This window comes from Streptomyces graminofaciens (assembly GCF_030294945.1).
In the GTDB taxonomy this organism is placed as follows: Bacteria; Actinomycetota; Actinomycetes; order Streptomycetales; family Streptomycetaceae; genus Streptomyces; species Streptomyces graminofaciens.
The window spans coordinates 9,752,053-9,778,400 of sequence record NZ_AP018448.1 but is presented as its reverse complement, the minus strand read 5'-3'; the positions used below and the strand labels follow the sequence as shown (position 1 = coordinate 9,778,400).

Below are 26,348 nucleotides of genomic sequence, written 5' to 3'. Positions count from 1 at the left end.
AGGGGCGGCCCCTCACATCTCGGCTCCTACTTCACCCCGAACAGCTGCTGGATCGGGTCGATCGCGAAGTAGATCACGAACAGCGCCGAGGTCCCCCACAGCAGCCAGTGGACCTCCTTCGCCTTGCCGAGGACCGTCTTGATCAGGACGAAGGCGAGGAAGCCGGCGCCGATGCCGTTGGTGATCGAGTAGGTGAACGGCATCACGGCGATGGTCAGGAACGCCGGGATCGCGATCTCGTACTTGTCCCAGTCGATGTGCTTGACCTGGGTCATCATCAGGAAGCCGACCGCGACGAGCGCGGGGGCGGCGGCCTGCATCGGGACGATGGTCAGCAGCGGGGTCAGGAAGAGCGCGACCGCGAACAGACCGCCGGTGACCAGGTTCGAGAAGCCGGTGCGCGCACCCTCGCCGACACCGGCCGCCGACTCGATGTACGAGGTCGCCGACGACGAGGACGAGGCCCCGCCCGCGACCGCCGCCGCACCGTCGATGAGCAGGACACGGCCGAGGTTCGGGACCTTGCCCTCCTCGTCGAGGAGTCCCGCCTCGGCGCTGATGCCGACGACCGTTCCCATGGTGTCGAAGAAGTCGGACAGGATCAGCGTGAAGACCAGCAGGACGACGGTGATGACCGTGGTCTCGCCGAACGCGCCGAACAGGCTGAAGTCGCCGATCAGCCCGAACTTCGGGGCGGCCACGATGTCGTCGGGGACCTTCGGCGTGGTCAGGCCCCAACTCTTGATGTCGGCGATCGAGTTGATCACGATCGCAACGACGGTCATCACCAGGATGCTGATGAGGATCGCGCCCCTGACCTTGCGGGCGAGCAGTCCGACGGTCAGCAGCACGCCGAGGCAGAAGACCAGGATGGGCCAGCCGGAGAGCGCGCCGGTGGCGCCGAGCTGCACCGGGACGGTGGTGCCGGCGATGTCCGGGATGCGGCTGACGAACCCGGCGTCGACGAAGCCGATGAAGGCGATGAACAGGCCGATGCCGACGCTGATCGCCTGCTTGAGCGGCTGCGGGATGGCGTGCATGACGGCCTCGCGAAGGCCGGTCACCACCAGTACGCAGATCAGCAGACCTTCGAGGACGACCAGGCCCATCGCGTCGGACCAGCTCATCAGCGGGGCGATCTGGAAGGCGACGACCGCGTTGAGGCCGAGGCCGGCGGCGAGCGCGAGCGGCAGGTTGCCGCCGACGCCCATGATGATCGTCATCACGGCGGCCACGAGGGCCGTGGCGGTGACGAGTTCGGCGCCGTCGAGGGTGTGACCGAACTTGTCCTTCGCGTTCCCGAGGATGATGGGATTCAGGACAAGGATGTATGCCATCGTGAAGAACGTGGCGAAGCCGCCGCGTATCTCGCGGGCGAAGGTGGACCCTCGGGCGGTGATCCTGAAGAAGCGATCGACGCTGTTCGCCCCAGGTGGTTCGGCACTGGGCCGGGCGGCCACCTTCTGTGCGTCGGACATGGCGGTGCTCCTAGTGACATGCGTGTTCTACGCGCGGATGCTGGCTGGATTGTTCCCCCGTTGAACCCGATTCAGGTTTTCCCCGTGTTACGGAATCGGAGTTCGGCCTGCAAGACGGCGTTCGAAGTCCCGTACGAACGTCGCTAACGATCACTGCTACTCTTCCGGATCTCGCCCGGTCATTCCCGGACGATCACGTGTCATTCACATGACACGCACAGGCACCGGGCGCCCGGAGGGTGTCCGATCCCACATCCACAGCGAGGAGAGAGGTCGCCCGTGGGCACTGTCGTCGACGACGCAGCCTCCGTGGAGTTCCACGCCTTCTTCGAACGACACTATGCCGAACTGTCCCGGCTCGCCCACCTGCTGACGGGCGAGGCGGACGCCGCGGACGACCTGGCCGCGGACGCCCTGCTCGCGATGTGGCACCGCTGGGACCGGGTGCGTGCGGCCGACCATCCGGTGGCGTACGCCCGTGGCGTCGTCGCCAATCTGGCCCGCACGCGGATCCGCAGCGCGGTCAGGGAGCGGCGACGGATCACGCTGTTCTGGTCGCAGCGCGAGGAGAAGACGGAGAACCCCGACATACCGGGCGCCATCGACGTCCAGTCGGCGCTGCGCAAACTGCCGTTCCGCAAGCGGGCCTGTGTGGTGCTGCGGCATGCTTTCGATCTCTCCGAGAAGGACACGGCGCTCGCCCTCGGAGTCTCTGTCGGTACGGTGAAGAGCCAGACGTCCAAGGGCATGGCCGAGCTGCAGAAGCTGCTCGGCCCCGCGGACGCGCCGCGGCGGATGCATACTGCGGTGAGTGGCGGAGGAAGGGACCGATGACGGACGTGCACGAGGAGCTGCGGACCCGGCTGCACAAGGCAGCCGAGTCCCATGAGCCCGACCGCGCCCGCATCCTGGCCCGGATCGAGCGCGGCATGGTCACCCCCGAGGAGCGTCGGCGCAGCCGGAAGGCGACGCGTCCGCCGCTGTGGGGCTGGGTGCGGGTGGTGAGCGCGACGGCCGCGGTCGCCGCCCTGCTGGGGATCGGCGGGTACGCCGTCGCCTCGGCGGTGAAGGGCGAGCAGGAACCGGCCGACCGGACGGTCACGGTGTCGCCGACCCCGGAGCCGTCCCCGAACGCGACGAGCCGAGCGCCCGTCCAGCCGGCCCCGGACCCGAAGCCCACCGGCAAGGACGCGGACAAGAAGGCCGGTTCGACGCCGCCGAAGACCCCGGAGACGAAGGCCCCCGCCCCGCCGAAGCTGTCGACGTCGGCGGGCGAGGAGGACGGTCCGCTCTGGTCGGACGGCTCGGTCGACCCGCACAGCAACGACTTCTGGGCGCAGAGCAATGTCACCCTGAAGACGAGCGAGAAGCTCACCGAGCTGACCGTGCAGCTGCGGATCGCCGAGACCGGCGGGGTCTCCTCGGCCGGTGCCTGGCGCTCGCTGCCGGAGCAGGACTTCGACCTCACGATCGCCGAGGACGACGGTTTCCTGGTCTTCACCTGGGTGCTCAAGGACGGTCGTACGGTCCCGGAGGGCGAGTTCGTGTTCGCCGGGCAGTACAACCACGAGCGCGGCGGCCGTGACGCGGGCGCCGACACGTACGCGATGACGGCGAAGGCCGACGGTGAAGACCACGCGGTGGCGGGCGACTTCGAGGGCCAGGACGACGACGACTCGACAGACGAAGGCGATTCGTAAAAAGTTCTGAAGCCGCGGCAACCCTTTCCGCACCGGTGGCGACCACAGGGCACAGGAGTCACCACCACCAAGGATTCGGGTACATGACCGCACCTACAGAACAGCGCGTTCGGCACCGCCGTCGGGTCACGAGGCGGCGGGCCGTGATCGGCTCGGTCGCCGCGCTCGCCCTCACCGGCGGAGCCGTCGCCACGACGTCGCTGCTGTCCACGGCCGGCGCCGCCGCCGTCACCTGGCCCACGGCCAAGGGCAGCAAGGCCGTCTCCTCGACGATCGAGGTGTCGGGCACGTACGACGGCAGGCTGAGGAAGTTCTTCGGCAAGGGCGCGCTCGGCGACGGCAGCCAGGACGAGGGCCAGGACCCCATCTTCGAGCTGGCCGACGGCGCGGTCCTGAAGAACGTGATCATCGGTGTGCCGGGCGCGGACGGCGTGCACTGCAAGGGCAGCTGCACGCTGAAGAACGTCTGGTGGCTGGACGTCGGCGAGGACGCGGCCAGCTTCAAGGGCAAGTCGTCGAAGGCCGTGTACAAGGTCATCGGTGGTGGCGCGAAATCGGCGTCGGACAAGGTGTTCCAGTTCAACGGCGCCGGCAGGTTGAGCATCACGGGCTTCAAGGTGCGGAACTTCGGCAAGCTCGTGCGGTCCTGCGGGAACTGCGGGAAGCAGTACAAGCGGACGATCACCGTGAGCGACATCGACGCGACCGCGCCCGGGAAGTCGCTGGTAGGGGTCAACCAGAACTACGGCGACACCGCCACGCTCAGTAAGATCCGCATCCACGGCGACCCGAGGAAGAAGCTCAAGGTGTGCACCCGCTTCCAGGGCAACAGCTCCGGCGAGGAGCCCAGGCAACTCGGTAGCGGTGCGGATGGAACCAACTGCAAGTTCAAGCCATCTGACATCACGTACAAGTAAGTGATCTTTAAAACGATCCTTCGGCCGACCTTCCGAGAATGACGGAGCACCACCCTTGAGCACGCACAAGAGACGCCTCACGCGCAGACGTGTGCTCGGGGCCACCGCGATCGGCGTGGCCGCCACCGGCGCCGCCGTCGCGGGCGGCACCGGCCTCCTGACGTCCGCGTCCGCCGCCGGCTTCGGCCACTCCGACGACGGCAGGAACTTCGTCGTCGACACCGGCGCCGGCCTGGTCTTCAAGGTCTCCAAGACCACCGGCGACCTCACCTCACTCGTCCACAGGGGCAAGGAGTACGAGGGCTATGGCGGCAAGCACTCGCACGTCGAGTCGGGGCTCGGGGCCTCCACCGTCACCCTCAGGCAGTCCGGGTCGACGATCCTGATCAAGGCCGTGCACGGCGCGATCACCCAGTGGTACGCGGCCCGCAGCGGCCAGAACAACATCTACCTGTGGACGAACAAGGCGGACGCCTCCTTCACGGCGACCCGCTTCCTCGTCCGCCTCAAGCCGGGGATGTTCCCCAACGAGGGCTCCGACTCCTGGATCGAGGCCTCCGACAAGGTCATCGAGGCCGGGGACGTCTGGAAGCGCGCGGACGGCACGACCCACTCCAAGCACTACTCGGGAAAGCGGGTCATCGACTACGACCACATCGGCTTCACCACCGGCAAGGTCGGCCTGTGGATCGTCCGCTCCAACCACGAGAAGGCCTCCGGCGGCCCCTTTTACCGCTCGTTGCTGCGCCACTCCAACGACAAGGGCGCCGGGCTCTACGAGATCCTGCACTACAACCAGGCACAGACGGAGCCGGAACGTTTCGGCCTCCAGGGCCCGTACGTGCTCGCCTTCACCGACGGAGGGGCTCCCTCGTCGTCGTTGTCCCACGACAGGCTGGACACTTCCTGGGTCGACGGCCTCGGCATCACCGGCTGGGTCGGCAAGGCGAAGCGCGGCAGGGTGGCGGGCGTCGGCCTCAAGGGCATGGACGCCACGTACGCCTACACGGTCGGCTTCGCGAACGCGTACGCCCAGTACTGGGCGAAGGCCGCCGCCGGCACGGGTGCCTTCTCCTGCAAGGGGATGCTGCCGGGTACGTACACGCTGACCGTCTACAAGGGCGAGCTGGCCGTGCACACCCGGGAGGTGAAGGTGACGGCGGGCGGTTCGACCGCGCTGAACAGCATCACGATCTCCGGTGATCCGTCCACCGCGAAGACGCTCTGGCGACTCGGCGACTGGGACGGCACGCCGGGCGAGTTCAAGAACGCGAAGCTCATGACGTACGCGCACCCCTCCGACGGCCGCGCGGCGAAGTGGACGGGGAACGTCACGCTCGGCGGCGGCGACGCGGCCGCGTCGTTCCCCGCTTACATCTGGCAGGGCGTCAACGACGGTGTGCAGATCTTCTTCAAGCTGACCGCCGCGCAGGCCGCGGCCGCGCACACGCTGCGAATAGGTGTGACCGACGCCTTCTCCAACGGGCGTCCGCGAGTGACCATTAACGAGTGGGTGTCGGCCGTCCCTACGGCACCCAAACAGCCTTCGACGCGTTCCCTGACGACGGGTTCGTACCGGGGCAACAACCACACGTTCACCTACAACGTGCCCGCCGCCGCGTGGAAGACGAACGCCGGCGAGTACAACGTCCTGAAGATCAACATAGTCAGTGGTTCGAGCGGCACGGCGTTCCTCAGCCCGGGCACCTCGTTCGACTGCATCGATCTGCTGGCCTGAGCCCCCCTCAAGGCCGGCTGGTGCCGATTTGAGCCCCCCTCGGTCGGCACATGGAGCGCCCCCGCCGGTGACGACCGGCGGGGGCGTTCTTTTCCGTTGGCCGCAGGCTAGTTCATGATCGAGCCGATGGTCGTCACGCCCGTGGTCAGGAACGTGGTGGCCGGGAGTGAACCGTCCGACTCGCGTGAGCCGTACGCCGTCGCGGCGTTCGTCGACTTGAACGCGGGTGTCGCCACCCCGCTGTCCCAGTTGTTGGCGGCCGAGACCGTGCCCGAGCCCAGCCTGGACTTCCCCGACCCGTTGCCCACCGCCAGGTTGCGGGCCAGCCTGGCTTTCCCGGTCGCGAAATAGAAGCCGTTCTCCTTGTTGGCGTACGCGGTGTTGCGGTTGAGCCGGATCGCACCGGTGTTGGAGTTCTCGGTGAAGCCGTGCAGCGTGTTGTCCCAGGCCGCGTTGTTGTTGACGTCGTGCGCGACCGAGGCTCCGCCGCCGCCCAGCTTGAAGCCGTTGCCGTTGCCCTCGAAGGCTGAGTCGTTCCAGCGGTTCCTGCCGTTGCCGAAGGCCCAGGAGTGCTCGATGGTGACGGGCGAGGAGAACTGCCACAGGTCGAGGCCGTCGTCGGCGTTGTCGTAGAGCCGCGCGCCGGTGATCCTGTTGCCGGTGCCGGAGCCGAACTTGACGGCGATGCCGTCGGCGTTCTGCCCGTGGTTCGCGGCGTCGTAGTTGCCGTGACTGTCGAGGTTCTGCACGAGGTTGCCGGTGGTGCCGTCGCCGCGCAGGGTGAAACCGGAGTCGCCGTTGTCGGCGGTGACCAGGTTCTTGAAGACGCCGCCGACCGACGACGTGGCGACGAAGCCCTGGGCCGGGGAGTTCTGGAAGGTGATGCCCGAGACGGTCCAGTAGTCGCCGTAGATCCCGGCGAGCCAGGAGCCGGCGGCGAGCCTGGAGCCGTCTATCCGCACCTTCTCGCTGCCGTACGCGGTGAGCGTGATCCGCGCCGAGGCGGTGCCGTTCGCCGTGGACTTCAGGGTCTTGGCCGGCTTGTACGTGCCACCGCGCACCTGGATGACCGTACCGGCGGCGGCGCTCGCGACGGCCGACTCCAGCTGGGCGGTGCTGGAGACGGTGACCGTGGAGGCGGCGGCCACGGCGCCGTCGTCCGAGAGGCCGAGGTAGACCCCGCCCGCACCCGCGGCGACGGCCACGGCGGCGGCGATCGACAGGGTCCCGGTTCTTCGATGGCGTCCGATGCTCTGACGCACGGGCGTTCCTTTCTCGGGGACAGGTCTCAGAAAGACGAGGAACGAAGCGGGCCGGAGGGGCCGCCCCGGCCCGCTTCTGCTTCCTGGTCGCCGCCCGGGCGGGAAAGGTTGCCGCGTCCATGGCGAAAGCGTTCGAAATTTTCACTCAACTCTTCACACGTACACCGATTGACGCCCCCAGCCCCACTGATGACACTCCGAGGGCAGCACAACCAACACAATCCACCAGACCCCCACAGGATGTGTCATGAGTCGCACCGCCCGCACGATCATGCTCCCTCTGCTGGCCCTCCTCCTTGGCCTGCTGGCCGCGCCCCCCACTCCGGCCCACTCCGCCGACCGGCAGAAACAGGGAGCGAAGTACGCCGGTTACCTCTTCGCCTACTTCACCGGCGAGGGCACCGCGGACGGCGAGCAGATCCGCTACGCCCTCAGCCGTGGCAACGACGCCCTGCACTGGCGGGAGTTGAACGGGGGCAAGCCCGTGCTCACCTCCACCATCGGCGAGAAGGGCCTGCGCGACCCCTTCGTGATCCGCTCACCCAAGGGCGACAGGTTCTACATGATCGCGACCGATCTGCGCATGTACCAGAACAGCAGCGGCAGTTGGGACCAGGTCCAGCGGCACGGCAGCAAGTCGATCATGGTCTGGGAGTCCACGGACCTGGTCCACTGGACCGACCAGCGCCTGGTGAAGGTGTCCCCCGACAACGCGGGCAACACCTGGGCTCCGGAGGCCTACTGGGACAGGAAACTCGGCAGGTTCGTCGTCTTCTGGGCGTCGAAGCTGTACGCCGACGACGACCCGGACCACACCGGCTCGACGTACAACAAGATGCTGTACGCGACGACGAAGGACTTCCGCACCTTCAGCGCGCCCAAGGTCTGGAACGACCCCGGCTACTCGGTCATCGACTCCACGGTCGTCGAGCACAAGGGCACCTACTACCGCTACACCAAGGACGAGCGCGACCCGACCTCCTCCAGCCCCTGCGCGAAGTTCGTCACCGGGGAGAAGTCGACGTCGCTGACCTCGACGAAGTACGACTTCGTGGCGGACTGCATCGGCAGCGGCGCGATGGACCGCGGTGAGGGCCCGACGGTCTTCAAGTCGAACACCGAGGAGAAGTGGTACCTGTTCATCGACGAGTACGGCGGCCGGGGCTACCTCCCCTTCGAGACCACCGACCTCGACTCGGGCAGGTGGACCCCCTCGCAGAACTACCAACTGCCGAGCAGCCCCCGCCACGGCACGGTCATCCCGGTGACGCGCAAGGAGTACCAGCGGCTGCTGGCCGCCTATCCGGTGAGCCCGGCGCGGTCCTGAGGTCCGGGCGCGCCCGCGCCATCCGGCCGTGCCCCCGCCCGGCCCGAGGACCGGGCGGGGGCACGGCAACGCGCACGGCAACTCAGCTGACGAAGTACGTCGGGTTCGGCAGCTTGTACTTCTTGTCCGCGTAGCCGCCTTCGAGGTCGGTGTACTGGTCGCCGAAGTTGGCGATGATGTCGTACCCGAGGTCCTTCTCGATGTGCTTGCGGGTGCCGGACTTGTACTGCACCGTCGTGCAGGTCCAGGTGCCCGGGGTGGCGCAGGCGCTCAGATAGGACGGCGGGTTCGCCTTGTCCTTGAGGAACATGTGGTCGGCGTCGAGGTTCACATCGGCGCCGATCTTCTTCAGGTTGTCGACGGCGGCGGAGCGCTGCGCCTCGGCGAGGCCCGAGTTGTAGAAGACCGTCACGCCCTTCTTCTTGGCGTACTTGACCAGCTCGGGGCTGCCGAAGACGGCCGGGCGGTCGGCCTTGTTCACGTACTCGGCCCAAGTGGTCGAGTTGTAGGTGTAGTTCGTCTTCTTCTCGTAGTCGAGGCTGAGCAGCAACGTGTCGTCGATGTCGAAGACGACCGCGGGCTTCTTGCCCTTCTTCTTCGCCTTCTTGGCGGCCTCGGCCATGTACTTCTTCGCGGCCTTGTCGAGGGCGGCGAGGTCCTTGGCGTACGGGCTGTCCTTGGACGCCTGGTACACGCCGGCGCTGTCGAGCGTGGTGCCGTAATAGGTGTCGATGTCCTTGACCAGCAGCCCGATGTTGTAGGGCTCGTGGGTGGAGTTGGCCGTGGACTGTCCGGCCGTGGCGGCGCCGGCGCCGTAGAGACCGGCACCGGCGACGGCACAGGCCGCGGCGATCGCCGTGAAACGCAGTGACTTATGCATGACAGGTTTCTACGCGCGTCACCCCGGTGGGCGCGAGACCCGTTGCCTGATCGAGACCTCGTTCACGGGCAAAAATCGGGTCAAGCGCCCCGGGGCGGTGGGCCGACGGTCAGTCCATGGTGGCCCCGATGGTGGTGCTGCCGGTCGTCAGGAATGTGGTCGCGGGCAGCGCCCCGCTCGACTGGCGGGCGTTGAACGTCGTCGAGGCGTTGGTGGAGCGGAACGCGGGCGTCGAGATGCCCGAGTCCCAGTTGTTGCCGGACGACACGACCGACGAGCCCTTGCTCACCGAGCCACTGCCGTTGGAGACCGCCAGGTTCTTGCCGAGCCGGCCGGCGCCGGTGGCGAAGTAGTAGCCCCACTTGCCGTTGGCGTAGGCGGTGGTGCGGTTGATGGCGATGGCGCCCTTGTTGCTGTTCTCGGTGAAGCCGTTGCCCGCGTTGTCCCAGGCCGCCGAGTTGTTGATGACATGGGCGACGACCTCGCCGTCCCCGCCCAGCTTGTAGCCGTTGCCGTCGCCCGCGAACGCGGAGTCCGACCAGCGGTTCCTGCCGTTGCCCATGGCCCAGGTGTGCTCGACGGTGACCGGCGAGGAGAAGGACCAGAAGTCCAGGCCGTCGTCGGAGTTGTTGTAGAGGCGGGCGCCGGTGACCAGGTTGCCGCTGCCGGAGCCGAACTTGATGGCGAGGCCGTCCGCGTTCTCGCCGTGGTTGGCCGGGTCGTAGTGGCCGTAGGAGTCGAGGTTGCGGACGGTGTTGTTGGTGGTGCTGTCGCCGGTGAGCGTGAAGCCGGAGTCACCGCCGTTGATGGTCTTGATGTTGTCCCAGACCGTGGAGGCGCAGGACTGGCAGACGACCGCGCTGTCCGGCGAGTTCTGGAAGGTGATGCCGGAGACGGTCCAATAGTCGGCGGTCAGCTTGAAGATCCAGTCGCCGTCGGGGAGGTTCGAGCCGTCTATCTTCACGGTCTCGGAGCCGTACGGCTGGAGGTATATCCGGCTGGAGGACGTGCCGTTGGCAGTCGACTGGAGGGTCGCCGTCGGGTAGTACGTGCCGCCGCGCACCTGGATGGTGGTGCCGGCGGTCGCGTTCTTGATGGCGTTGGACAGGTCGGTGGAATTGCTGACGACGACGGTGGCCGCGTACGCCTGGGTGGGGAGTACGGCGAGGCCGGCACCGAGGCTCAGGGCTGCCAGGGTGGCGAGGGCGGTACGACGAGACATGGAGAGCGGTTCCCTTCTCGTGCGGGTGGGGGATGGTTCACAGAACGAGGTCGAACCAGTCGAAGACCTCGTCCTGCACGGGTGCGGTGCACTCATGGCCCAGGTCGGGCCAGGTCTTCAGGCGCAACCGCTCCTCGGCGTGGCGGGACCCCCAGACGGCGCGCAGCTTGTCGTACGCCACGCGAACGCCGTCGGCGGGGAACAGCGGGTCGAGCCCGCCGTTGAGGAAGAACATCGGCTTGGGGGCTCCGATGCTCGCCACGTCGGGGAAGTCGAGGTACCGGGAGAGCCCCGGGTGGAGCATGTAGTAGGAGGACTGGCCGCGCAGGATGTTGTTGCCGGGGACCATGACCTCCTTGAGGCCGGTCATCCAGCAGACGCTCGCCGCGGCGGCGATGTCGTCGCTGAGCGCGGCCGTCTGCCAGGCCCGGAAGGCGCCCATGGAGAAGCCGAAGGCGGCGACCCGGCGCCGGTCCACCCGGTCGAGCCCGGCCAGGAAGCCCGCGGCGCGCACGTCCTCCCTGGCCATGAGCCCGGCGAGCGAGGAGCCCAGGTTGTAGAGGTTGCCGGCGAGGGCCTGCTGCTGGTCGTAGGCGACCGGGCCCCGGTCGCCCCAGCCGAGCGCGTCCACGGCGAGGACGACGTAGCCGCGCCGGGCCAGTTCGTCGGCGACGAACCGTCCGCTGAAGTACCGGTCGGCCCAGGCCTGCGCGGCGGCCTGCCGGGTGTCGTCGTACCAGGGCCGGACCAGCTTCTCCTTCCCGATGTCGAACTTGGCTCCGTGGTCGTGCAGAAGGAGGACGGCGGGGAAGGGTCCGCTGCCCTGCGGGGTGAGCAGGGCGGCGCGCGCCCGGCCGTAGCGGGAGAGGGAGAAGGTGACCAGCTCACGGGTGTAGCCGTCGCCTTCGCCGCGCCGCTCGTCGAACTCCGGGTCGTACGGGGTGTCGTCCCGGCCTACGAAGAGGTGCTCCTCGACCTTCGCGCGGGCGGTCCGCCGCCAGGTGCGGAAGTCGCGGATCGGGGAGGTACCCCAGGCGAGCGGGAAGCGCAGCTCGTCCTTGAGGAGGGGATGGAAGTCGGGGAGGGCGCCCACCTCCGCGGCGACGGCCGGCTGGGCTCCCGCCCCGGCGAACAGGGCCGCCGCCCCCCGTCCCCACCACGAAGGCCCGCCGCCCCACCGGGTCACGGGCACCCATCGGGTCTCCAGTCCCCGAGATAGGTGCGCCTGGTGTGCAGCCGGGCCTCGGCGTCGGTGAGCTGGGGCCGGTTCTCCGGTACCGAGATCACCGCGCCCGGGCCGGAGTTGGCGTACTCGCCGAAGCGCATGGTCTGCCAGGGGTAGGCCTCGCGCATGTTGGTGTAGGGGGCGACGGCGTCGATCCCGGGGCCGACCCAGGTGTCCCTCACGACCAGGGAGGGCCAGGCGGTCGTCTCGTACGAGGGCACCCAGGGCCGGGCGATCTTGTACGCCGCGTCCTCGGCGCCGGAGGTGATCCGGCCGCGCAGGGCGAGGAAGCCGTAGGGGTTGGCGCGGGCGGTGGCGGGGGCGAACACCATGCCCTTGGGGGTGAAGGACACGTCCCGTTGGAGCGTGTGGAAGTGGCAGGACTCGAAGACGGCCCTGGCCCGCCCGAACACGAAGTCGACGTCGCCCTCGATGTGGCAGTCCCGGTAGTACTGCCGGTCGAAGGCGGTCAGGGCGGTGGTGTCCGCGAACAGCGTGTCCTGGTGGGCGAGCAGCCGTACGCGCTCGAAGTGCGACCGGTCGCCGGTGACGTACGCGGCGACGGCCTGGGTTCCGGTGATGTCGGGGTGGTCCGCGCGCAGCCAGTCGTTGGCGAGGGTCAGGTCCCGTACGGTCAGCCCGGGCGCCGCCGAGGTGAAGGTGGCGGACCCGGCGGTGCCGTACGTACCGCCCTCGGGGCGGGGTGTGCCGTTGGCCCGGTCGAAGACGATGACAGCGGCGCGGGGGTCGCGGGAGGCACCGCGAAGCGTCAGGTCGCCCTTGCTCGCGGGGATGTTGACGACTTCGCGGTACGTCCCCGGGTGTACGACGATCGTCCAGCCGGGGCCGTCGACGGCGTCCACGGCGGCCTGGACCGAGCCGCCGGGCCGGACGTGCAGGACCCGGCGGAGGGCTTCCCGTTCCGCTGCGAAGGCGGGGGTGGCGCCGGCTGCCACGAGGCCGCCGGCGAACCCGGTGAGCAGTGTGCGCCGGCGCATGTCAGCATCCCTTCAGCGGGGTCCAGTCGCCGAGGTACACCGCGCGGGTGTGGGCCTCGGCGTCCGTGGCCGTGAGCTGGGGGCGGTTCTCCGGTATCGAGATCACCGCGCCCGGGCCGGTGTTGCGGTACTCGGCGAACCTCTGGTCCTGCCAGGGGAAGCCGGCCGACATGTTGGTGTAGGGGGCCACCGCGTCGATGCCGGCGCCGAGACGGGTCTCGCGGACGGTCAGCATGGGCCGGGCGGTGGTGTCGGAGCTGGGCACCCAGGGGCGGGCCAGCTTGTAGTAGGCGTTCGGCGCCTCGCTGGTGACGCGGCTGCCGGTCACCAGATAGCCGCGCGGGTTGGCCCCCGCGGTGGAGGGTGCGAAGACGAACCCGTACGGGGCCCCGGTCAGGTCCGTGCGGGTCAGGGTGTGGAAGTGGCAGCGCTCGAAGACGGCGGTGGCCCGGCCGAACACGAAGTCCACGTCGCCCTCGGCGTAGCAGTCCCGGAAGTACTGGCGGGCGAACGTGCCGAGGGCCATCGAGTCGGCGTAGAGCGTGTCCTGGTGTCCGAGGAAGCGGCACCGGTCGAACAGCGACCGGTCGCCCTGCACCTTGATGGCGACGGCCTGGGTGCCGGTGATCTCGGGGTGGTCGGCGCGCAGCCAGTCGTTGGCGAAGGTGATGTCCCGGGCGGTGAACCCGGCGGCCTGCACGAGAGTGGTCGCCGAGCCCGTCGTGCCGTAGGTGCCGCCGCCGGGTTTCGGGGTACCGGCCGCGTTGTCGTACACGACGACCACGTCACGGGCGTTCCCCGAGGCCCCGATCCAGGTCATCTCCGTACGGGCGGTGCTCACGGCGACCGTCTCCCGGTAGACGCCGCGCGCGATGACGAGCGTGTACCCACTCCCGCTCGCGGCGGTCACGGCGGCCTGGACGGTGGTGAAGTCACCGGCGCCGCCCGCGTCCACGTACAGGGTCCGCTCGGTGAGCCGGGCGGCCGGTGACCCGTACCGCCCGAAGGGTGAGCGTGCCCGCGCGGCACGGGCGTCGGGTGTGACGCCCAGCGCGAGCGCCGCGCCGACGCTCGCCACGACGAACGACCGTCTGCCGATCCCGGCCGGCCGGGCGCTCATCAGCAGACCTTTCCGGCACCCGCGTGGGCGCCGACGATGCCCGGCACGGCACGCGGCGAGTCGACCTTCTTGCGCAGGGTCGGCGTCCACCCGGCACCGGACTGCAGGATCTCGCCGGGGACCTCGGCGTTGTGGACGGCGATCAGGTCGGTCAGCTTGCCGTTGACGTAGTTGTTCTGGGCGGTGAGCGGGGACTCGTTCCACTTCTTCAGCGCCTTGCCCACGCTCGCGCCGGACGGCAGCGAGATCGCGTTGTCACTGGCGTGGAGCTGCGAGCGGATGCCGACACCGAAGATGTAGTAGTCGTCCTTCTGTTCCTCGGTCACCACGTAGTGGTTGTTGTAGACGTCGACCTGTCCGAACCGCACCCGCGGGGAACGCTGCAGGATCCCGTCGAAGCGGTTGTGGTGCATGGTGACCTTGAGCTTGTCCGCGTCGGTGGTGGCGAGGCCGTCGCCGTTGCCGATCAGCATGTTCTTGTCGTGGTTCTGGAAGCGGTTCCAGGACACGGTCACGTAGTTGGAGCCCCGCACGATGTCCGTGAGCCCGTCGTGCTGCTGGAAGACCTTGCCGAAGTAGACCGGCCGCTCGCTGTCGGGGTAGCGCCCGTCGGTGAGCGTGTTGTGGTCGATCCACACGTGATCGGTGCCGTAGACGACCACGGCGTCGTACTCGGAGTTCCAGTTGCCGGTCCTGTTGTCGTCGGTCGGGTCCCACTTGGGGAAGCAGTCGAGGGGGGCCTCGATGGTGAGGTTGCGCAGGATGACGTTCGAGACGCCCTTGATCTGGAGGCTGCCGCCGAGGATGCCGGAGTTCTTGCCGACGCCGACGATGGTGGTGTTGCTGGGGACGGCGGCCTTGATCTCCGAGTCCTGGTTGGCGGCGGACGCGACCCGCGCGTCCTCCTGCGGGCCGCTGGCGACCTTGTCGTTGCCCCAGACGGCCGGGTCGTAGTCCTTGAGGTACTGCTGGAGGTCGTATCCCCCGGCGACGAAGGCCTCGCAGCCCTGGGAGACGGCGTCGATCATGCCCTTGACCTTGATGATCTTCGGCGCGTCTCCGCCGTCCCTGAGCGCGGCCTTGAACTGGGCCCAGGTGGTGACGGTGTACACGTGCGAGGCGTCGGCGGCCGAGCCACCGGTGGTACCGGCGCCCTCCGAGCCCCACCCGTCACCGGTGGTGAGAATTTCCCGACCGAGATCACGCGGGGCGGCGGACGCGACGCCGGTCCCGGTGACGCCGAGCACGAGCGCGGTGCAGCCGACGACGGAAGTCATGACATGGGCATGCCAGATACGGGGACGCATGGGTGCGGGTTCCTTTCGAAGCAAGGGGGTTCTTGAGGCGGTTCTGCGGGGGGGGACTACGCCTGGGGCCAGGTGATCCAGGACTCGGGGATCTCCTCGTCGAGCCGCCGTACATCCCGCCGGGCGAGCACCCGGCGACGCAGCAGCTCACTCACCACCAGCCGAGCCACCGCGATGGCCCCCGGCGGATTGAAGTGTGTGTTGTCCTGCTCGGTGGCGGTCCAGTTGAAGTACTTCTTGGTCTCCTCGACGCCGAGCCTCTGCCACAGGGCGATGGAGAGTGCCTGGATGTCGAGGAGCGCGACCCCCTCCTCCTCGGCGAGGGCGGTCATCGCTGCCGGATAGTCGCCGTGGGTCGGCACGGCGTTGCCGCCCGCATCGAACTTTCTGCGCTCGACGGAGGTCGCGAGCACGGGGCGGGCACCCCGGGCGCGGGCCCCGTCGATGTACTGGCGCAGGTAGTCCTGGTACGTGCTCCAGGGCTCGGTGTAGCGCGTGGGGTCGGCGACCTTGGAGTCGTTGTGACCGAACTGGATGATCAGGAGGTCACCGGGCCGGATGGCCTCCAGGACGACGTCCAGCCGCCCCTCGTCGATGAAGCTCTTCGAACTCCGCCCGTTGACGGCGTGGTTGGCGACGGCCAGTCCGGAACAGAGGAAGAACGGGAACGCCATGCCCCACCCGGTCTCGGGCGCGGCGTCGGCGTACTTCTGGGCGGCGGTCGAGTCACCGGCGATGAAGACGGTGCGCTCACGGCGGGCCCCGCCGGAGGAGGCGGCGTACGCGGGCCCGGTGGCGCCGAGGGCGAGGGGCACGGCCGCAAGGGCCGCGGTGGTGACCTGTCTACGGGTGAGGGACACGTGCGGGTGCCTTTCAAGAGTGGGGATGGTGCCCCCGCGCCCCTCTTCAGGGGCGCGGGGAACTGCGTGACCAGCCACAACCGAACCCGCAGCCGGCCACAGACGAACCGGACCGAGTTGTCAGCCCTTCTTCTTCTGCTCGCTCCACTCCTTCTGCGCCTCGTTCAGCTGATCGGCGAGCGAGTCGAGGAAGTCCTTCGCACTCGTCTGGCCATCCATCACCTTCTGGAACGCCGGCTCGTTGTCCGTCTTCGAGATCGTGTTCCAGTCCGGCAGGTAGTACGGCAACTGCACGATGGTCGTGGACCCGTCGCTCAGCGCCTCGGCGGCCAGCTTCGTCGGCTCGGCCTTCGAGATCCACGCGTCCTTCGCGGCCTCGGTGTTGGCCGGCACCTGCCCCGCCGACTCGTTGAACTTGGAGTTCTCCTCGTGCGAGGTGGCGAACTCGATGAACTTCCAGGCCGCTTCCTTGTTCTTGGAGCTCTTGAACAGACCGATGCCGTCGACCGGGTTGGAGACCTGGACCCGCTTGCCGCCGGGCCCGGTGGGCTGCGGGATGCCCCGGAACTTGTCGCCGAACGCCTTCACATGGTCCTGGTAGGAGCCCAGGTTGTGGTTGAGCATCCCGATCGTGCCGGAGTCCCACTGGGCGACCATCTTGGTGAAGTCGTTGTTGAGGTCGGCGGCCGGTGTGACCTTCTTGTAGAGGCCGACGTACTTCTCCAGCGCCGCCACGTTCTTCGGGTCGTTGACCGTGGTCTTCTCACCGCTCGCGTCCCAGAACGAGGTGATGCCGGACTGGCCGTACATCGCGTCCAGCGCCTGGGCGATCGAGCCGGCGCCACCGCGGATGGTGTAGCCGAACTCGTTCTTCTTCTTGTCGGTGAGCTTCTCCGCGGCCTCGTAGAACGTGTCCCAGGTGGTCGGCGCGTCGAGGCCCGCCTTCTTGAACAGGTCGGTGCGGTAGTAGAGGACGCCGTTGTTGGCGGAGGTCGGGATCGAGTACAGCTCGTCCCCGCCACCGGCCGACTTCAGCGACTCGACCATGGCCTCGTTGAGCTTGCCGTTCAGGGAGGACTTGGAGAGACGGCTGTCGAGGGGCTCCAGCGCCCTCTGCGCGGCGATCCCGGCGATCATCGCCGCGCCGACACCGCCGACGTCGGGGAGACCGCCGCCGTGGATGGAGGTGTCGACCTTCGACTGGTACTCCGTGGAGGCGATACCGACGTACTCGACGTCGATGTCCGGGTTCGCCTTCTCGAAGTCGGCGATGATCTCCTTCCAGATCTCGGTGCGCACACCGCCGTTGTTGTCCCAGAAGACGATCTTGCCCTTGCCGCTGCCTTCGGAGCCCTTGTCGCCGCCCGTCCCGCTGCCGTCGTCACCGCACGCGGTGGCGGTCAGCGCGAGCACGGAACCCAGGGCGACGGCCACGGCGGCACGCCTGCTTCTGCGATTGCTGATCTTCATTGAACGGCTCTCTTCTTCTGGATCCAACTGAGGGTTTATGAAGTTGTGGGGGGTCGCAGGCTGTAGGGCCTGGAGTTGTGGGGGCCTCTTCGAGGCGCGCCGGGCTCAGCGCCGGACGGTGTGCGGCGCCCAGCCGTCCACGCCCGCCAGGTACTTGCCGACCGTGTACGTCCCCGCGTCCGCCGCCGGCAGCTGCGGCCGGTCGGCGCCCGCGCCCGCGCCCGGCCCGTAGGCGCGGTACTCCGTGAACCGGGCGTCCTTCCACGAGAAGCCGCTCATGTCGGTCCACGGCGCGGACTTGATCGCGGCGGGCAACTCGGTGTCGCGGAACAGCACTTGGGCGATGGCGGCGGGCTCGCCGCCCGGGTGCCAGGGCCGGCCGAGGTGGAAGGACCCGGCAGGCGCGTCGCTGATCACCTTCGACTTCGTGATCAGGAATCCGTACGGGTTGTCCTTCCAGGTCGAGGCGGCCGTGATGTAGCCGTTGTTGGTGTCCGAGCCGCGGCTCAGCGCCTTGATGACGGACCGCTCGATGACCGTGGTCGCCCGGCCGTAGATGAAGTCGACATCGCCCTCGATGTACGAGTCGCGGATGTAGACCCGGCTGATCACGTCGAGCCGGGGGCTGTCGGTCATCAGGGTGTCCTGGTTGCCCAGGAACGCGGTGTCCTCGAAGACGATCCGGTCGCCGACCGTCTTCATCGCGAGGGCCTGCTCGCCGTTCAGCTCGTGCGCGGCCTCGTCGAAGTCGTTGCTGAAGGTGAGGTGGCGGGCCGTGACGTCGTTCGCGGCGATCCGTACCGTGGCGCTGCCGTTGGAGCCGCCGTACGCGGCGGGCGTGTCGTAGACGATGACGGTGTCGGCGCGATCCTGTCCAGTCCCCTGCAGCACCAACTTCGGCTTGCCCGCGGGAATGCGGACCTGCTCGCGGTAGGTGCCGGGCGCGATCCGGATCGTGACCGTGCCGTCGTTGCCGTCGGGCACGGCGTCCACGGCTGCCTGCACGGTCGGATACGCGCCCGGGACCTGAAGAGTCGTGTTCGTGCCGATCCGCTTCTGCGGCCCGGAGAAGCGGGTGACCAGCGCGGGCACGGCGGCGGCCGGGTCGAGCCGGTAGGCGTAGAAGTCCCTCGGGTCGAAGGCCTCACCCCAGACGTCCTGCCGCCCGCTGACGTTCTTCAGGATCGACCCGCGCTGCACCAACTCGGCTGTGGCATCCGCCTGGTAGGGATGCTGGACGCCGTCGTAGTAGCTGTTCTCGATGACCATCCTGGTCCTGCCGCGCGACCAGTTCCCGTACGTCCACACGGGGTCGCCGTCGGTCACCTGGGCCGAGAGGTAGTTGTTGTAGAGGTGCGCGTAGGCGCAGTTGTCGGCGGACGGGTTGCGCTGTTTGGTGCCGCTGAACCAGTTGTGGTCCACCGTGATCTCGGTCTGGACGTTGCTGGTCCAGCCGATGCCGAAGGCCTTGTTGTGGTTCTTGAACTGGTTGTAGGAGACGGTGATGTACCGGCTGTCCTTGCGGATGTCGAGCAGCCCGTCGCCCATGTGCTCGAAGCGGTTGTGGTCGATCCAGACGTGGTCGACGGTGTCCATCTGGATCGCGTCGAAGTCGGTCGTCTTGCCGTCCCAGTCGCCCTCGACGTAGGAGTCGCGGATCGTCAGATTGCGGATGATGACGTTGCTGGTGCCGGGGCCCAGGTGCAGCTCTCCGTGCACGATCTCGCCGGTGTCGCCGACGCCGATCAGGGTCTTGTTCGAGGCCACGACCACGTCCGAACCGAAGGGCTCGACGTCGATCGCCCCTTTGACCCGGATGACGTACGGCTCCGCAGCGGACGCGTACCTCACCAGGGACACCTGGTCGGTGACCGTCACCACCTTCCCTCCCTCGCCACCGGTGGTACCGCCGGCGAGGGACGCGAAGCCATGGGGCTCGTCGGCCCACCGGGGAGCCGCGGCGGGCTGAGCGGCCTCGGCGGGGGTGAACGCGCCGACGACGAACGAGGCCACCAGCACGGTGACGGCGGCGAGGGATCTCCCCCTGCCTGGCAAGCGCTTGCTACGGAGGTGCGTCATTGCGGCTCCCAACAGGCGGTACGGATGGCGTGCGTCGGGCTACGAGCGGGTGATGCGGAAGTGCGTGAACGTGGCCGCCCCGGCGTGGCCCCCGCCGGTGGGCGCGACCGCGAAGAGGCCGAGCAGGGCGCCGACCCAGCGCCAGGGGGTGGCGGCGAAGACCTGGCCCGAGGGCTCCCAGCCCTCCCCCACGTCGTACGAGAAGCGGCAGCGCGCCCCGGCGCCGGTCTCGATCCGCAGCCGGGCGCGGCCTTCTGGCGCCGGGCGCGGACGGCCGGCGTCCCGTTCCCGCTCGGCGACGGTCTCGGCGAACCGGTGGACGAGGTGCGCGGTCCCGTCGGCACCTCGCTGGAGCCCGATCCAGCTGAAGGCGTCGCCGAGCACCGCGAGCCCGGACCGCGCCCCCGGCTCCTCGCTGTCGAGCCGCAGCCCCACCTCGACGACGGCCGGGACGCCCGGCAGCCGCTGGGTGAGCACGTTCGGCAGTTTCCGCAGGTCATGGGCGTCGACATGGCGTACGCAGGTCAGCCGCAGCCCGTCCCCGGAGTGCTGGGTGGCCCAGCCGTCCTGCGGGTTGGCGGTCCACTGCCACTGCCGTCCGAAGCGGCCGCCGGGGAAGTCGTCGTCTGTGGCGGGCGCGGCGAGCGGCTGCACGGGCAGCGCCGGCTTGTCGTGTAGGGCGACGGGGGCGCCCGCGGCGCCGAGCACGGGCCAGCCGTCGTCACCCCAGGCCATCGGCTGGAGGTGGACGACCCGGCCGTACGCCCCCCGCTGCTGGAAGTGGAGGAACCAGTCCTGTCCTCCCCCCGTGCGCACCCAACCGCCCTGGTGGGGGCCGTTGACCTCGGTGTCGTGCTGCTCCAGGACGATCCGTTCCTCGTACGGGCCGAAGAACTCGCGGGAGCGTAAGACGCCCTGCCAGCCGGTCTCCACTCCCCCGGCGGGGGCGAAGATCCAGAACCAGCCGTCGTGGTGATAGAGCTTGGGGCCCTCCAGGGTGAACCAGCCCGGCAGCCGGTCCGCGTCGACGATCACCTTGCCCTCGTCGAGCAGGCCGGTGCCGTCGGGCCGCATCCGGTGCCCGGTGAGCCGGTTCTTGACACCGGAGCGGGACTTGGCCCAGGCGTGCACGAGGTACGCCTCGCCGGTCTCCTCGTCCCACAGCGGGCACGGGTCGATGAGCCCCTTGCCCTCCTTGACCAGGTGCGGGCGGGTCCAGGGTCCCCTGATCTCGGGGGCGTTGACCTGGTAGATGCCGTGGTCGGGGTCGCCCCAGAAGATCCAGAACCGGTCGTCGAAGTGCCGGAGCGAGGGCGCCCAGACTCCGCAGTCGTGGCGCGGGACCCTGAACTCGCTCGCGGGTTCGAGGAGTTGGAGCGCGTGGCCGACGAGCGTCCAGTTGACCAGGTCCCGGGAGTGGAGCAGGGGAAGACCCGGGACCCGGCCGAAGCTGGAGGCGGTCAGATAGAAGTCGTCGCCGACGCGCAGCACATCGGGGTCCGACCAGTCGGCGTCGAGGACCGGGTTGCGGTAGGTGCCGTCGCCCTGGTCGGCGGAGAAGGCGGGCGCGCTCGTGGACATGCCGGTCACCGGCTCACCGCCTTGCGTATGAGGGCCGCGGCCTCGCCCCGGTCGAGACGGCCGTCGGCGACGACGGTGACGACCCGGCGTACCAGGGTCTCCCCGGGCTCGATGGGCACGCGTTCGTCGTGCGCGAGGGACGAGCCGACGCCGGGGTACTCGTCGGCCCGGACGAACCACGGGTCGCGGCGGGTGGTGTCGGTGGCTCCGGCGAAGACGAGCGTCCAGTCCCCGCCGGCGAGGGCGAGCCAGTCGGCGCGGGTGCCGTGGACCTCCGGCTCGCCCTCGCTCTCGGCGGTGAACACACGCGGGGGCTCGGCCTCCTTCCTGGCCCGCCAGAAGAAGCCGCCGTACGCGGCTCCGGGGCGCCCGTTGGTGGCGGGGCTGCCGATGGAGACCGGCTCACCGGTGATGTTGGTGAGCGAGAAGGTGAAGTCCAACGCCCAGGCGGTATCGGTCAGTTCGGTGGCGGCGACCGTGCGGCGTTCGCGCAGCAGCTCGATGCCGGACGCCACCCAGCGCAGTTCCTCGACGAAGCCGTCGGGGTCGCGGAGCTGGAAGGCGGTGTGGCGCTGGGAGCCGTGGTTGTCGAGCTCGGTCGGGCCCTGGCCCTGGACGTAGGTCCGGCCGCCCCAGAAGTTGTACCCCTCGACGTCGGGAACGGCGACACCGACGCCGAGGTGGTGGAGGTGGTCGGCGGGGCTCAGCTCGGTGACCGCCGTACCGGAGAGGGTGGTGACCGGGTGGAGGTAGGGGCGTGGGGAGAGGCGGGCCGGCAGTTCGGACCGGGTGAGGTAACGGCCGACCGGGCGGCCCGCCACGCGCAGCACCAGGGAGTCGTTCGTCATCGTCACGTGCTCACCTCGTTCGCTGGAGCGTCGGGGAGCGCCCAGGGGGCGCCCAGCTCGGAGTAGAGGGCGAGGGTCTCGGCGGCGGATGTCACCAGGGAGTCGATGCCGTCGACGACCCGGCGGTTCTCCTCGGGGAGCAGGTGCCAGGCCGTGGCCGGGAGCGCGATCGGGTCCGGGGCGACGCGGATCGCCTCGACGACCTTCATGAACGCGCCGGTCGCGTCCGGCGGGACCAGCAGGTCGACGCCGTCGACGAGGTGGTCGACCAGGTTCTCCAGCAGGTCCGTGCGGCCGTAGTCGATCTCCTCCGGGCCGTGTCCGGCACGCTGGAGCAGTACGCGGTCCTGCTTGTACCAGAAGGTGATCCGGCCGCTGGTGCCGTGCACGACGACGTACGGGTCGTCGGGGTTCTCGGCGCACAGCGTGGCGGCGACGGTGATCCGGCCGCCGTCGGCCGTGGTGACGCGCACGCAGGACGTGTCGTCGGACTCGATGTCGTTGGCGCGCAGCAGCTCGGTCTCGATGCCGGTGACGTCCTCGGCGCGGGTGGCGCCGCCGAGTGCGAGCCCGGTGGCGACGGCGTGCGCGAGGGGGTTGGTCAGCGCCCCGTCGATCACGTCGACGCCGTTCATGCGCCGCTTGCCCGCCCAGGGCGCCCGCTTGTAGTAGTCCTCGGGCCGCGCCCAGGCCCCGGCGCCGCCGATGCCGACGACCTCGCCGATCGCGCCCTCGGCGACCAGCTCGCGGATCGCGGGCACGGCGTGGGAGCCCAGCGACTGGAAACCGATCTGACCGGTTACACCGGCGGCCGCCACCCCGTCCGCCATCCGGCGGAACTCGGCGTACGACGGGGCCGGGGGCTTCTCCAGCAGGATGTGCACGCCCCGCTCGGCCGCGATCAGCGCCAGGTCGGTGTGGGTGGGGATCGGGGTGCAGATGACCGCGATCGCCGCGCCGGTCGAGTCGAGGAGCGCGCCGAAGTCGGCGGACTGCTCGGGTGTGCCGAGGCCGTCCGGGATCTCGTCCGCGCCCAGCGGGGTCAGCTCGCAGATCCCGGCGAGCCGGACGATCCCCTTGTCCGCCAGCCGCCGGATGTTCTCCAGGTGCCAGCGGCCGTGGCCCCGGGCGCCCGCGAGGACGAGCGGAAGCGGAGTGTCGTACGAGGTCGTGTTCGGGTTCATCGGATCCTCCCTGCGCCCGCGCCGCGTGCCACCTCTCGGTCGGCCCTCTCGGCGCTGTCGATCTTTTGGTGCAGGGTAGGCGTCCAGCCGACGTCGGCCGTGAGATCACGCTCGCTGGCGGAGTTGTAGGCGTTGTAGATGGCCAGCAGGTCCACCGGATAGCCGTTGAAGAGGGTGCCGGTCTGGTGCAGGGCGGTGCCGTTCCAGCTCTTCACCAGGTCGGCGGCCTCGACATGACCGGGCGTGGTGAACGCGTTGTTCTCGGCGTACACGGCGGACTCGGTGGAGACCCCGACGGAGTAGCGGTAGTCATGGGCGTCGGCCGGGACGACGTACCGGTTGTTGTAGAGGTGCACCTGTCCGAAGCGGACGCGGGGCGCGCGCTGGACGACGTTCTCGAACTGGTTGTGGTGCAGGGTCACCCGCAGCTTGCCCCGGTCCCCGGTGGCCGTGTCGCCGTTGCCGATGAGGATCGCCTTGTCGTGGTCGGCGAAGCGGCTCCATGACACGGTGACCAGGTCGGAGGCGTTGGTGATGTCGAGCAGGCCGTCGTGACGGAGGAAGTTGCGGCCGAAGTAGGTCGGCTCGTCCTCGTCGAGATGGCCCTTGTCGGAGAGCGTGACGTGGTCGATCCAGACATGGCCGGCGCCGCGCACCCAGATGTTGTCGTACGCCGTCTTCCAGTCGCCCAGGCCGCCGGTGTTGGGCTGCCAGACGGGGAAGCAGTCGTAGGCGTCGCGGAGTTCGAGGTTGCGGACGATGACGTTGTCCGCGCCCCTGAGCTGGAGGCTGGCGCCCTTCAGGACCGCGCCCTTGAGGCCGACGATCGTGGTGTTGGAGCCCACGGCCAGCTCGACCCGTTCGGCCTGCTTGGCCGCCGAGGCCTGGCGGGCCTGCTCCTGCGGGCCGCTGGGCTTGGCGGAGCCCCAGGTGCGCGGGTCGTACGCGGCGAGGTAGGCGTCCAGGTCGTAGCCGCCGGTGGCGTAGTCGTCGCAGTCGAGCCGGTCGCCGTCGTCGGTGGTGTTGGCGTCGACGGTCCCCGCGATCCGGATGATCTTCGGGGTGGCGCTGCCGCCGTCGAGCGCGCGGACCAGCTCGCTCCGGGTGCGTACGGTGAAGACATGGGCGTCGTCTGCGGTGGAACCCCCCGTGGTACCACCGTCGGCGGCCGCCCAGCCGTCGTCCGTCGCGAGCGTGTCCCGGCTGATGTCCCGGGTGCCGGCCCCGGCCGGGGTGGTGAGCGCGAGGCCCAACATCCCTGCGAGGGCAGTGAGTTGTAGTGCTCTGCGGTGGGTTCTCATCCCTTCACCGCCCCGGCGCTGAAGCCCGTGATCAGCCACTTCTGGATGAAGGCGAAGACGATGACGACCGGTACGGCGGCGATGATGCCGCCCGCCGCCAGTGCGCCCAGGTCGACGCTGTCGGCGCTGAGCAGGGTGTTCAGGCCCACCGGGATGGTCTGCTTCTCCTGGTTGCTGAGGAACATCAGGGCGAACAGGAAGTGGTTCCAGGAGTGCACGAAGGCGAAGGAACCGACCGCGATCAGCCCGGGGCGCAGCAGCGGCAGTACGACCACCCGGAAGGCGGTGAACCGGTTGCAGCCGTCGACCCAGGCCGCCTCTTCCAGGGAGTACGGCACGTTCTTGATGAAGTTGCTGATCAGGATCATCGACAGCGGCAGCTGGAAGACCGTCTCGGCGAGGATGACACTGCCCAGCGAATTGATCATCTGCAGCTCGGCGAAGATCTGGAAGAGCGGGACGAGGAGCAGCGCGCCCGGCACGAACTGGGAGCACAGCAGCGCCAGCATGAACCCGCGCTTGATCTTGAAGTCGAAGCGGGCGAGGGCGTAGCCGCCGGCCAGGGCGACGACCGTGGTCATCACCAGGGTGGCGACACCGACGAGCACGCTGTTCTGGAAGTAGGTGCCGAAGCTGCGCTCGTTCCACACCTTCTCGAAGTGCTCGAAGGTGATGGGCCAGGGCACGAGCGAGGTCGAGCCGGGCTTGCGGAGCGCGAAGAGGAGGATCCAGTAGAAGGGGACGAGGGTGAAGACGAGATAGATGCCCAGGGGCGTGTAGATCTGCCAGCGCGGCACCTCGTCCCAGGCGCGGCGGTGCTTGCGGGGCCGCTGCGGGGGCTCCGTGGCCGAGGACGACGGCGCGGGTGTCACCGGAGCGGTCCTCTCGGCGTCCTTGGTGATCACTTGGACTCGCCTCCGAACTTGCTCAGCCGCAGATAGACGATCGAGCAGAAGAGCAGGATCACGAACGCGACCGTGGTCAGGGCGGACGCGTAGCCGAAGTTGTGGGCGTCGACGGAGGTGTTGGCGATGTACAGCGGGAGGGTCGTGGTCTCCCCCGCCGGTCCGCCGCCGGTCAGGGTGTAGAGGAGGTCGACGTTGTTGAACTCCCACACCGCGCGCAGCAGCGTGGAGAGGATGATCGCGTCCTTGAGGTGCGGCAGCGTGATGTGCAGGAACTGCCGGACGCGGCTGGCGCCGTCGACCTCGGCGGCCTCGTACAGGTCCTTCGAGACGGACTGGAGGTCGGCGAGGATGAGGATCGCGAAGAAGGGGACACCGCGCCACAGGTCGGCGACGATCGCCGCCGAGAAGACGGTGGAGGTGTCGGAGAGCCAACTGGTGCCGTACTCGCCGACGCCCATGTCCGCGAGGTAACGGGTGATGCCCGTCTGGGAGTTGTAGAGCAGCACCCAGATCGCGGAGGTCAGGACGCCGGAGACGGCCCACGGTGAGAAGACCAGCGCACGGCCGAGCGCCCGCCCCGCGAAGGTCTGGTTGACGATCAGCGCGAGGGCGAGACCGAACAGGAGCTGGAGGGAGACCTCGACGACGACCCACTTGGCGCTGAAGACCAGGGTGTCCCAGAACAGCGGGTCCTCGGTGAAGGCGTGGACGAAGTTGTCGAAGCCGGCGAAGCCGTTCCGCCAGGGCTTGGTGGGGTTGTAGTGCTGCAGGCTGTAGTAGAAGACGCTGATGACCGGGTAGGCGATGAAGCCCAGCATGAGCAGGGCGGCCGGGGCGATCAGCAGGTACGGGAGCCTGCGCGGGGTCGCGGAGGCACGGCGCCGCCGGGGTGGCGCGGGCGGTTTCGCCACGGCTGCGGCTTGGGCCATGACTGTTCTCCGTT

Annotated in this window: 20 protein-coding genes and 2 pseudogenes; 5 read left to right on the top strand and 17 right to left on the bottom strand. The window is 69.0% G+C overall.

Going from position 1 to position 26,348, the window contains the following annotated elements; translation table 11 throughout:
- Positions 1-26: 26 nt before the first annotated feature.
- Positions 27-1,478, bottom strand: a complete 1,452-nt coding sequence (locus SGFS_RS43030; RefSeq protein ID WP_286257807.1) for an NCS2 family permease — start codon at positions 1,476-1,478, stop codon at positions 27-29.
- A gap of 279 nt (positions 1,479-1,757) precedes the next feature.
- Between SGFS_RS43030 and SGFS_RS43025 the strand changes: the two genes are divergently transcribed.
- The 4 genes from SGFS_RS43025 to SGFS_RS43010 all read left to right on the top strand — a co-directional run bounded on the left by SGFS_RS43025 (position 1,758) and on the right by SGFS_RS43010 (position 5,833).
- Complete coding sequence (locus SGFS_RS43025; RefSeq protein ID WP_286257806.1) at positions 1,758-2,312, top strand: SigE family RNA polymerase sigma factor; 555 nt, start codon at positions 1,758-1,760, stop codon at positions 2,310-2,312.
- Positions 2,309-3,178 carry a hypothetical protein gene (locus SGFS_RS43020; RefSeq protein WP_286257804.1) on the top strand — a complete coding sequence of 290 codons (870 nt, stop codon included), beginning with the start codon at positions 2,309-2,311 and terminating at the stop codon, positions 3,176-3,178. The genes SGFS_RS43025 and SGFS_RS43020 overlap by 4 nt, the downstream gene beginning before the upstream one ends.
- An 83-nt stretch (positions 3,179-3,261) precedes the next feature.
- Positions 3,262-4,095 carry a pectate lyase gene (locus SGFS_RS43015; protein WP_286257803.1) on the top strand — a complete coding sequence of 278 codons (834 nt, stop codon included), beginning with the start codon at positions 3,262-3,264 and terminating at the stop codon, positions 4,093-4,095.
- Between the two features lie 55 nt (positions 4,096-4,150).
- Positions 4,151-5,833 carry a rhamnogalacturonan lyase B N-terminal domain-containing protein gene (locus SGFS_RS43010; RefSeq protein WP_286257802.1) on the top strand — a complete coding sequence of 561 codons (1,683 nt, stop codon included), beginning with the start codon at positions 4,151-4,153 and terminating at the stop codon, positions 5,831-5,833.
- A gap of 107 nt (positions 5,834-5,940) precedes the next feature.
- On the opposite strand, the gene SGFS_RS43005 is transcribed toward SGFS_RS43010, so the two are convergent.
- The gene (locus tag SGFS_RS43005) at positions 5,941-7,095 is read right to left on the bottom strand and encodes a right-handed parallel beta-helix repeat-containing protein (protein WP_286257801.1); all 1,155 of its coding nucleotides are present in this window, start codon (positions 7,093-7,095) and stop codon (positions 5,941-5,943) included.
- Between the two features lie 247 nt (positions 7,096-7,342).
- On the opposite strand from SGFS_RS43005, the pseudogene SGFS_RS43000 reads away from it, so the two are divergent.
- Positions 7,343-8,410, top strand: a pseudogene (locus tag SGFS_RS43000) (glycoside hydrolase family 43 protein); the annotation flags it as partial.
- A 94-nt stretch (positions 8,411-8,504) separates the two neighbouring features.
- Here SGFS_RS43000 and SGFS_RS42995 read toward each other — a convergent pair.
- The 15 genes and pseudogenes from SGFS_RS42995 to SGFS_RS42925 form a co-directional block, all read right to left on the bottom strand.
- Entirely contained in the window at positions 8,505-9,302 is a 798-nt protein-coding gene (locus SGFS_RS42995) for an HAD family acid phosphatase (protein WP_286257800.1), read from the bottom strand.
- 109 nt (positions 9,303-9,411) lie between these two features.
- Positions 9,412-10,524, bottom strand: a complete 1,113-nt coding sequence (locus SGFS_RS42990) for a right-handed parallel beta-helix repeat-containing protein (RefSeq protein ID WP_286257799.1) — start codon at positions 10,522-10,524, stop codon at positions 9,412-9,414.
- A 37-nt stretch (positions 10,525-10,561) separates the two neighbouring features.
- Positions 10,562-11,720, bottom strand: a pseudogene (locus tag SGFS_RS42985) (dienelactone hydrolase family protein).
- Entirely contained in the window at positions 11,707-12,747 is a 1,041-nt protein-coding gene (locus tag SGFS_RS42980; protein ID WP_286257798.1) for a pectinesterase family protein, read from the bottom strand. The pseudogene SGFS_RS42985 and the gene SGFS_RS42980 overlap by 14 nt, the downstream one beginning before the upstream one ends.
- Position 12,748: 1 nt before the next feature.
- Positions 12,749-13,867, bottom strand: a complete 1,119-nt coding sequence (locus tag SGFS_RS42975; RefSeq protein WP_286257797.1) for a pectinesterase family protein — start codon at positions 13,865-13,867, stop codon at positions 12,749-12,751.
- Positions 13,867-15,174, bottom strand: coding sequence for a pectate lyase family protein (locus SGFS_RS42970; RefSeq protein WP_286257796.1), 1,308 nt, complete (start codon positions 15,172-15,174; stop codon positions 13,867-13,869). The genes SGFS_RS42975 and SGFS_RS42970 overlap by 1 nt, the downstream gene beginning before the upstream one ends.
- Positions 15,175-15,230: 56 nt before the next feature.
- On the bottom strand, positions 15,231-16,034 hold the full coding sequence (locus SGFS_RS42965; RefSeq protein WP_286257795.1) for a rhamnogalacturonan acetylesterase: 804 nt from the start codon (positions 16,032-16,034) through the stop codon (positions 15,231-15,233).
- 120 nt (positions 16,035-16,154) lie between these two features.
- Positions 16,155-17,504: an ABC transporter substrate-binding protein gene (locus SGFS_RS42960; RefSeq protein ID WP_286257794.1), complete on the bottom strand. Its 1,350-nt coding sequence runs from the start codon at positions 17,502-17,504 to the stop codon at positions 16,155-16,157.
- Positions 17,505-17,609: 105 nt separating this feature from the next.
- The gene (locus SGFS_RS42955) at positions 17,610-19,583 is read right to left on the bottom strand and encodes a pectinesterase family protein (RefSeq protein WP_286257793.1); all 1,974 of its coding nucleotides are present in this window, start codon (positions 19,581-19,583) and stop codon (positions 17,610-17,612) included.
- A 39-nt stretch (positions 19,584-19,622) separates the two neighbouring features.
- Positions 19,623-21,164: a glycoside hydrolase family 43 protein gene (locus SGFS_RS42950; protein WP_286260347.1), complete on the bottom strand. Its 1,542-nt coding sequence runs from the start codon at positions 21,162-21,164 to the stop codon at positions 19,623-19,625.
- Positions 21,165-21,169: 5 nt separating this feature from the next.
- Positions 21,170-22,012 carry a DUF6807 domain-containing protein gene (locus SGFS_RS42945; RefSeq protein WP_286260345.1) on the bottom strand — a complete coding sequence of 281 codons (843 nt, stop codon included), beginning with the start codon at positions 22,010-22,012 and terminating at the stop codon, positions 21,170-21,172.
- Between the two features lie 2 nt (positions 22,013-22,014).
- Positions 22,015-23,196: a Gfo/Idh/MocA family protein gene (locus tag SGFS_RS42940; RefSeq protein WP_286257792.1), complete on the bottom strand. Its 1,182-nt coding sequence runs from the start codon at positions 23,194-23,196 to the stop codon at positions 22,015-22,017.
- Positions 23,193-24,497 carry a pectate lyase family protein gene (locus tag SGFS_RS42935; RefSeq protein WP_286257791.1) on the bottom strand — a complete coding sequence of 435 codons (1,305 nt, stop codon included), beginning with the start codon at positions 24,495-24,497 and terminating at the stop codon, positions 23,193-23,195. Before SGFS_RS42935 ends, SGFS_RS42940 begins: the two co-directional genes overlap by 4 nt.
- Positions 24,494-25,402, bottom strand: coding sequence for a carbohydrate ABC transporter permease (locus tag SGFS_RS42930; RefSeq protein ID WP_434028146.1), 909 nt, complete (start codon positions 25,400-25,402; stop codon positions 24,494-24,496). Before SGFS_RS42930 ends, SGFS_RS42935 begins: the two co-directional genes overlap by 4 nt.
- Positions 25,399-26,334 (bottom strand): carbohydrate ABC transporter permease, encoded by a 936-nt coding sequence (locus SGFS_RS42925; protein ID WP_286257790.1) that lies wholly within the window; start codon positions 26,332-26,334, stop codon positions 25,399-25,401. Before SGFS_RS42925 ends, SGFS_RS42930 begins: the two co-directional genes overlap by 4 nt.
- Positions 26,335-26,348: the final 14 nt, after the last annotated feature.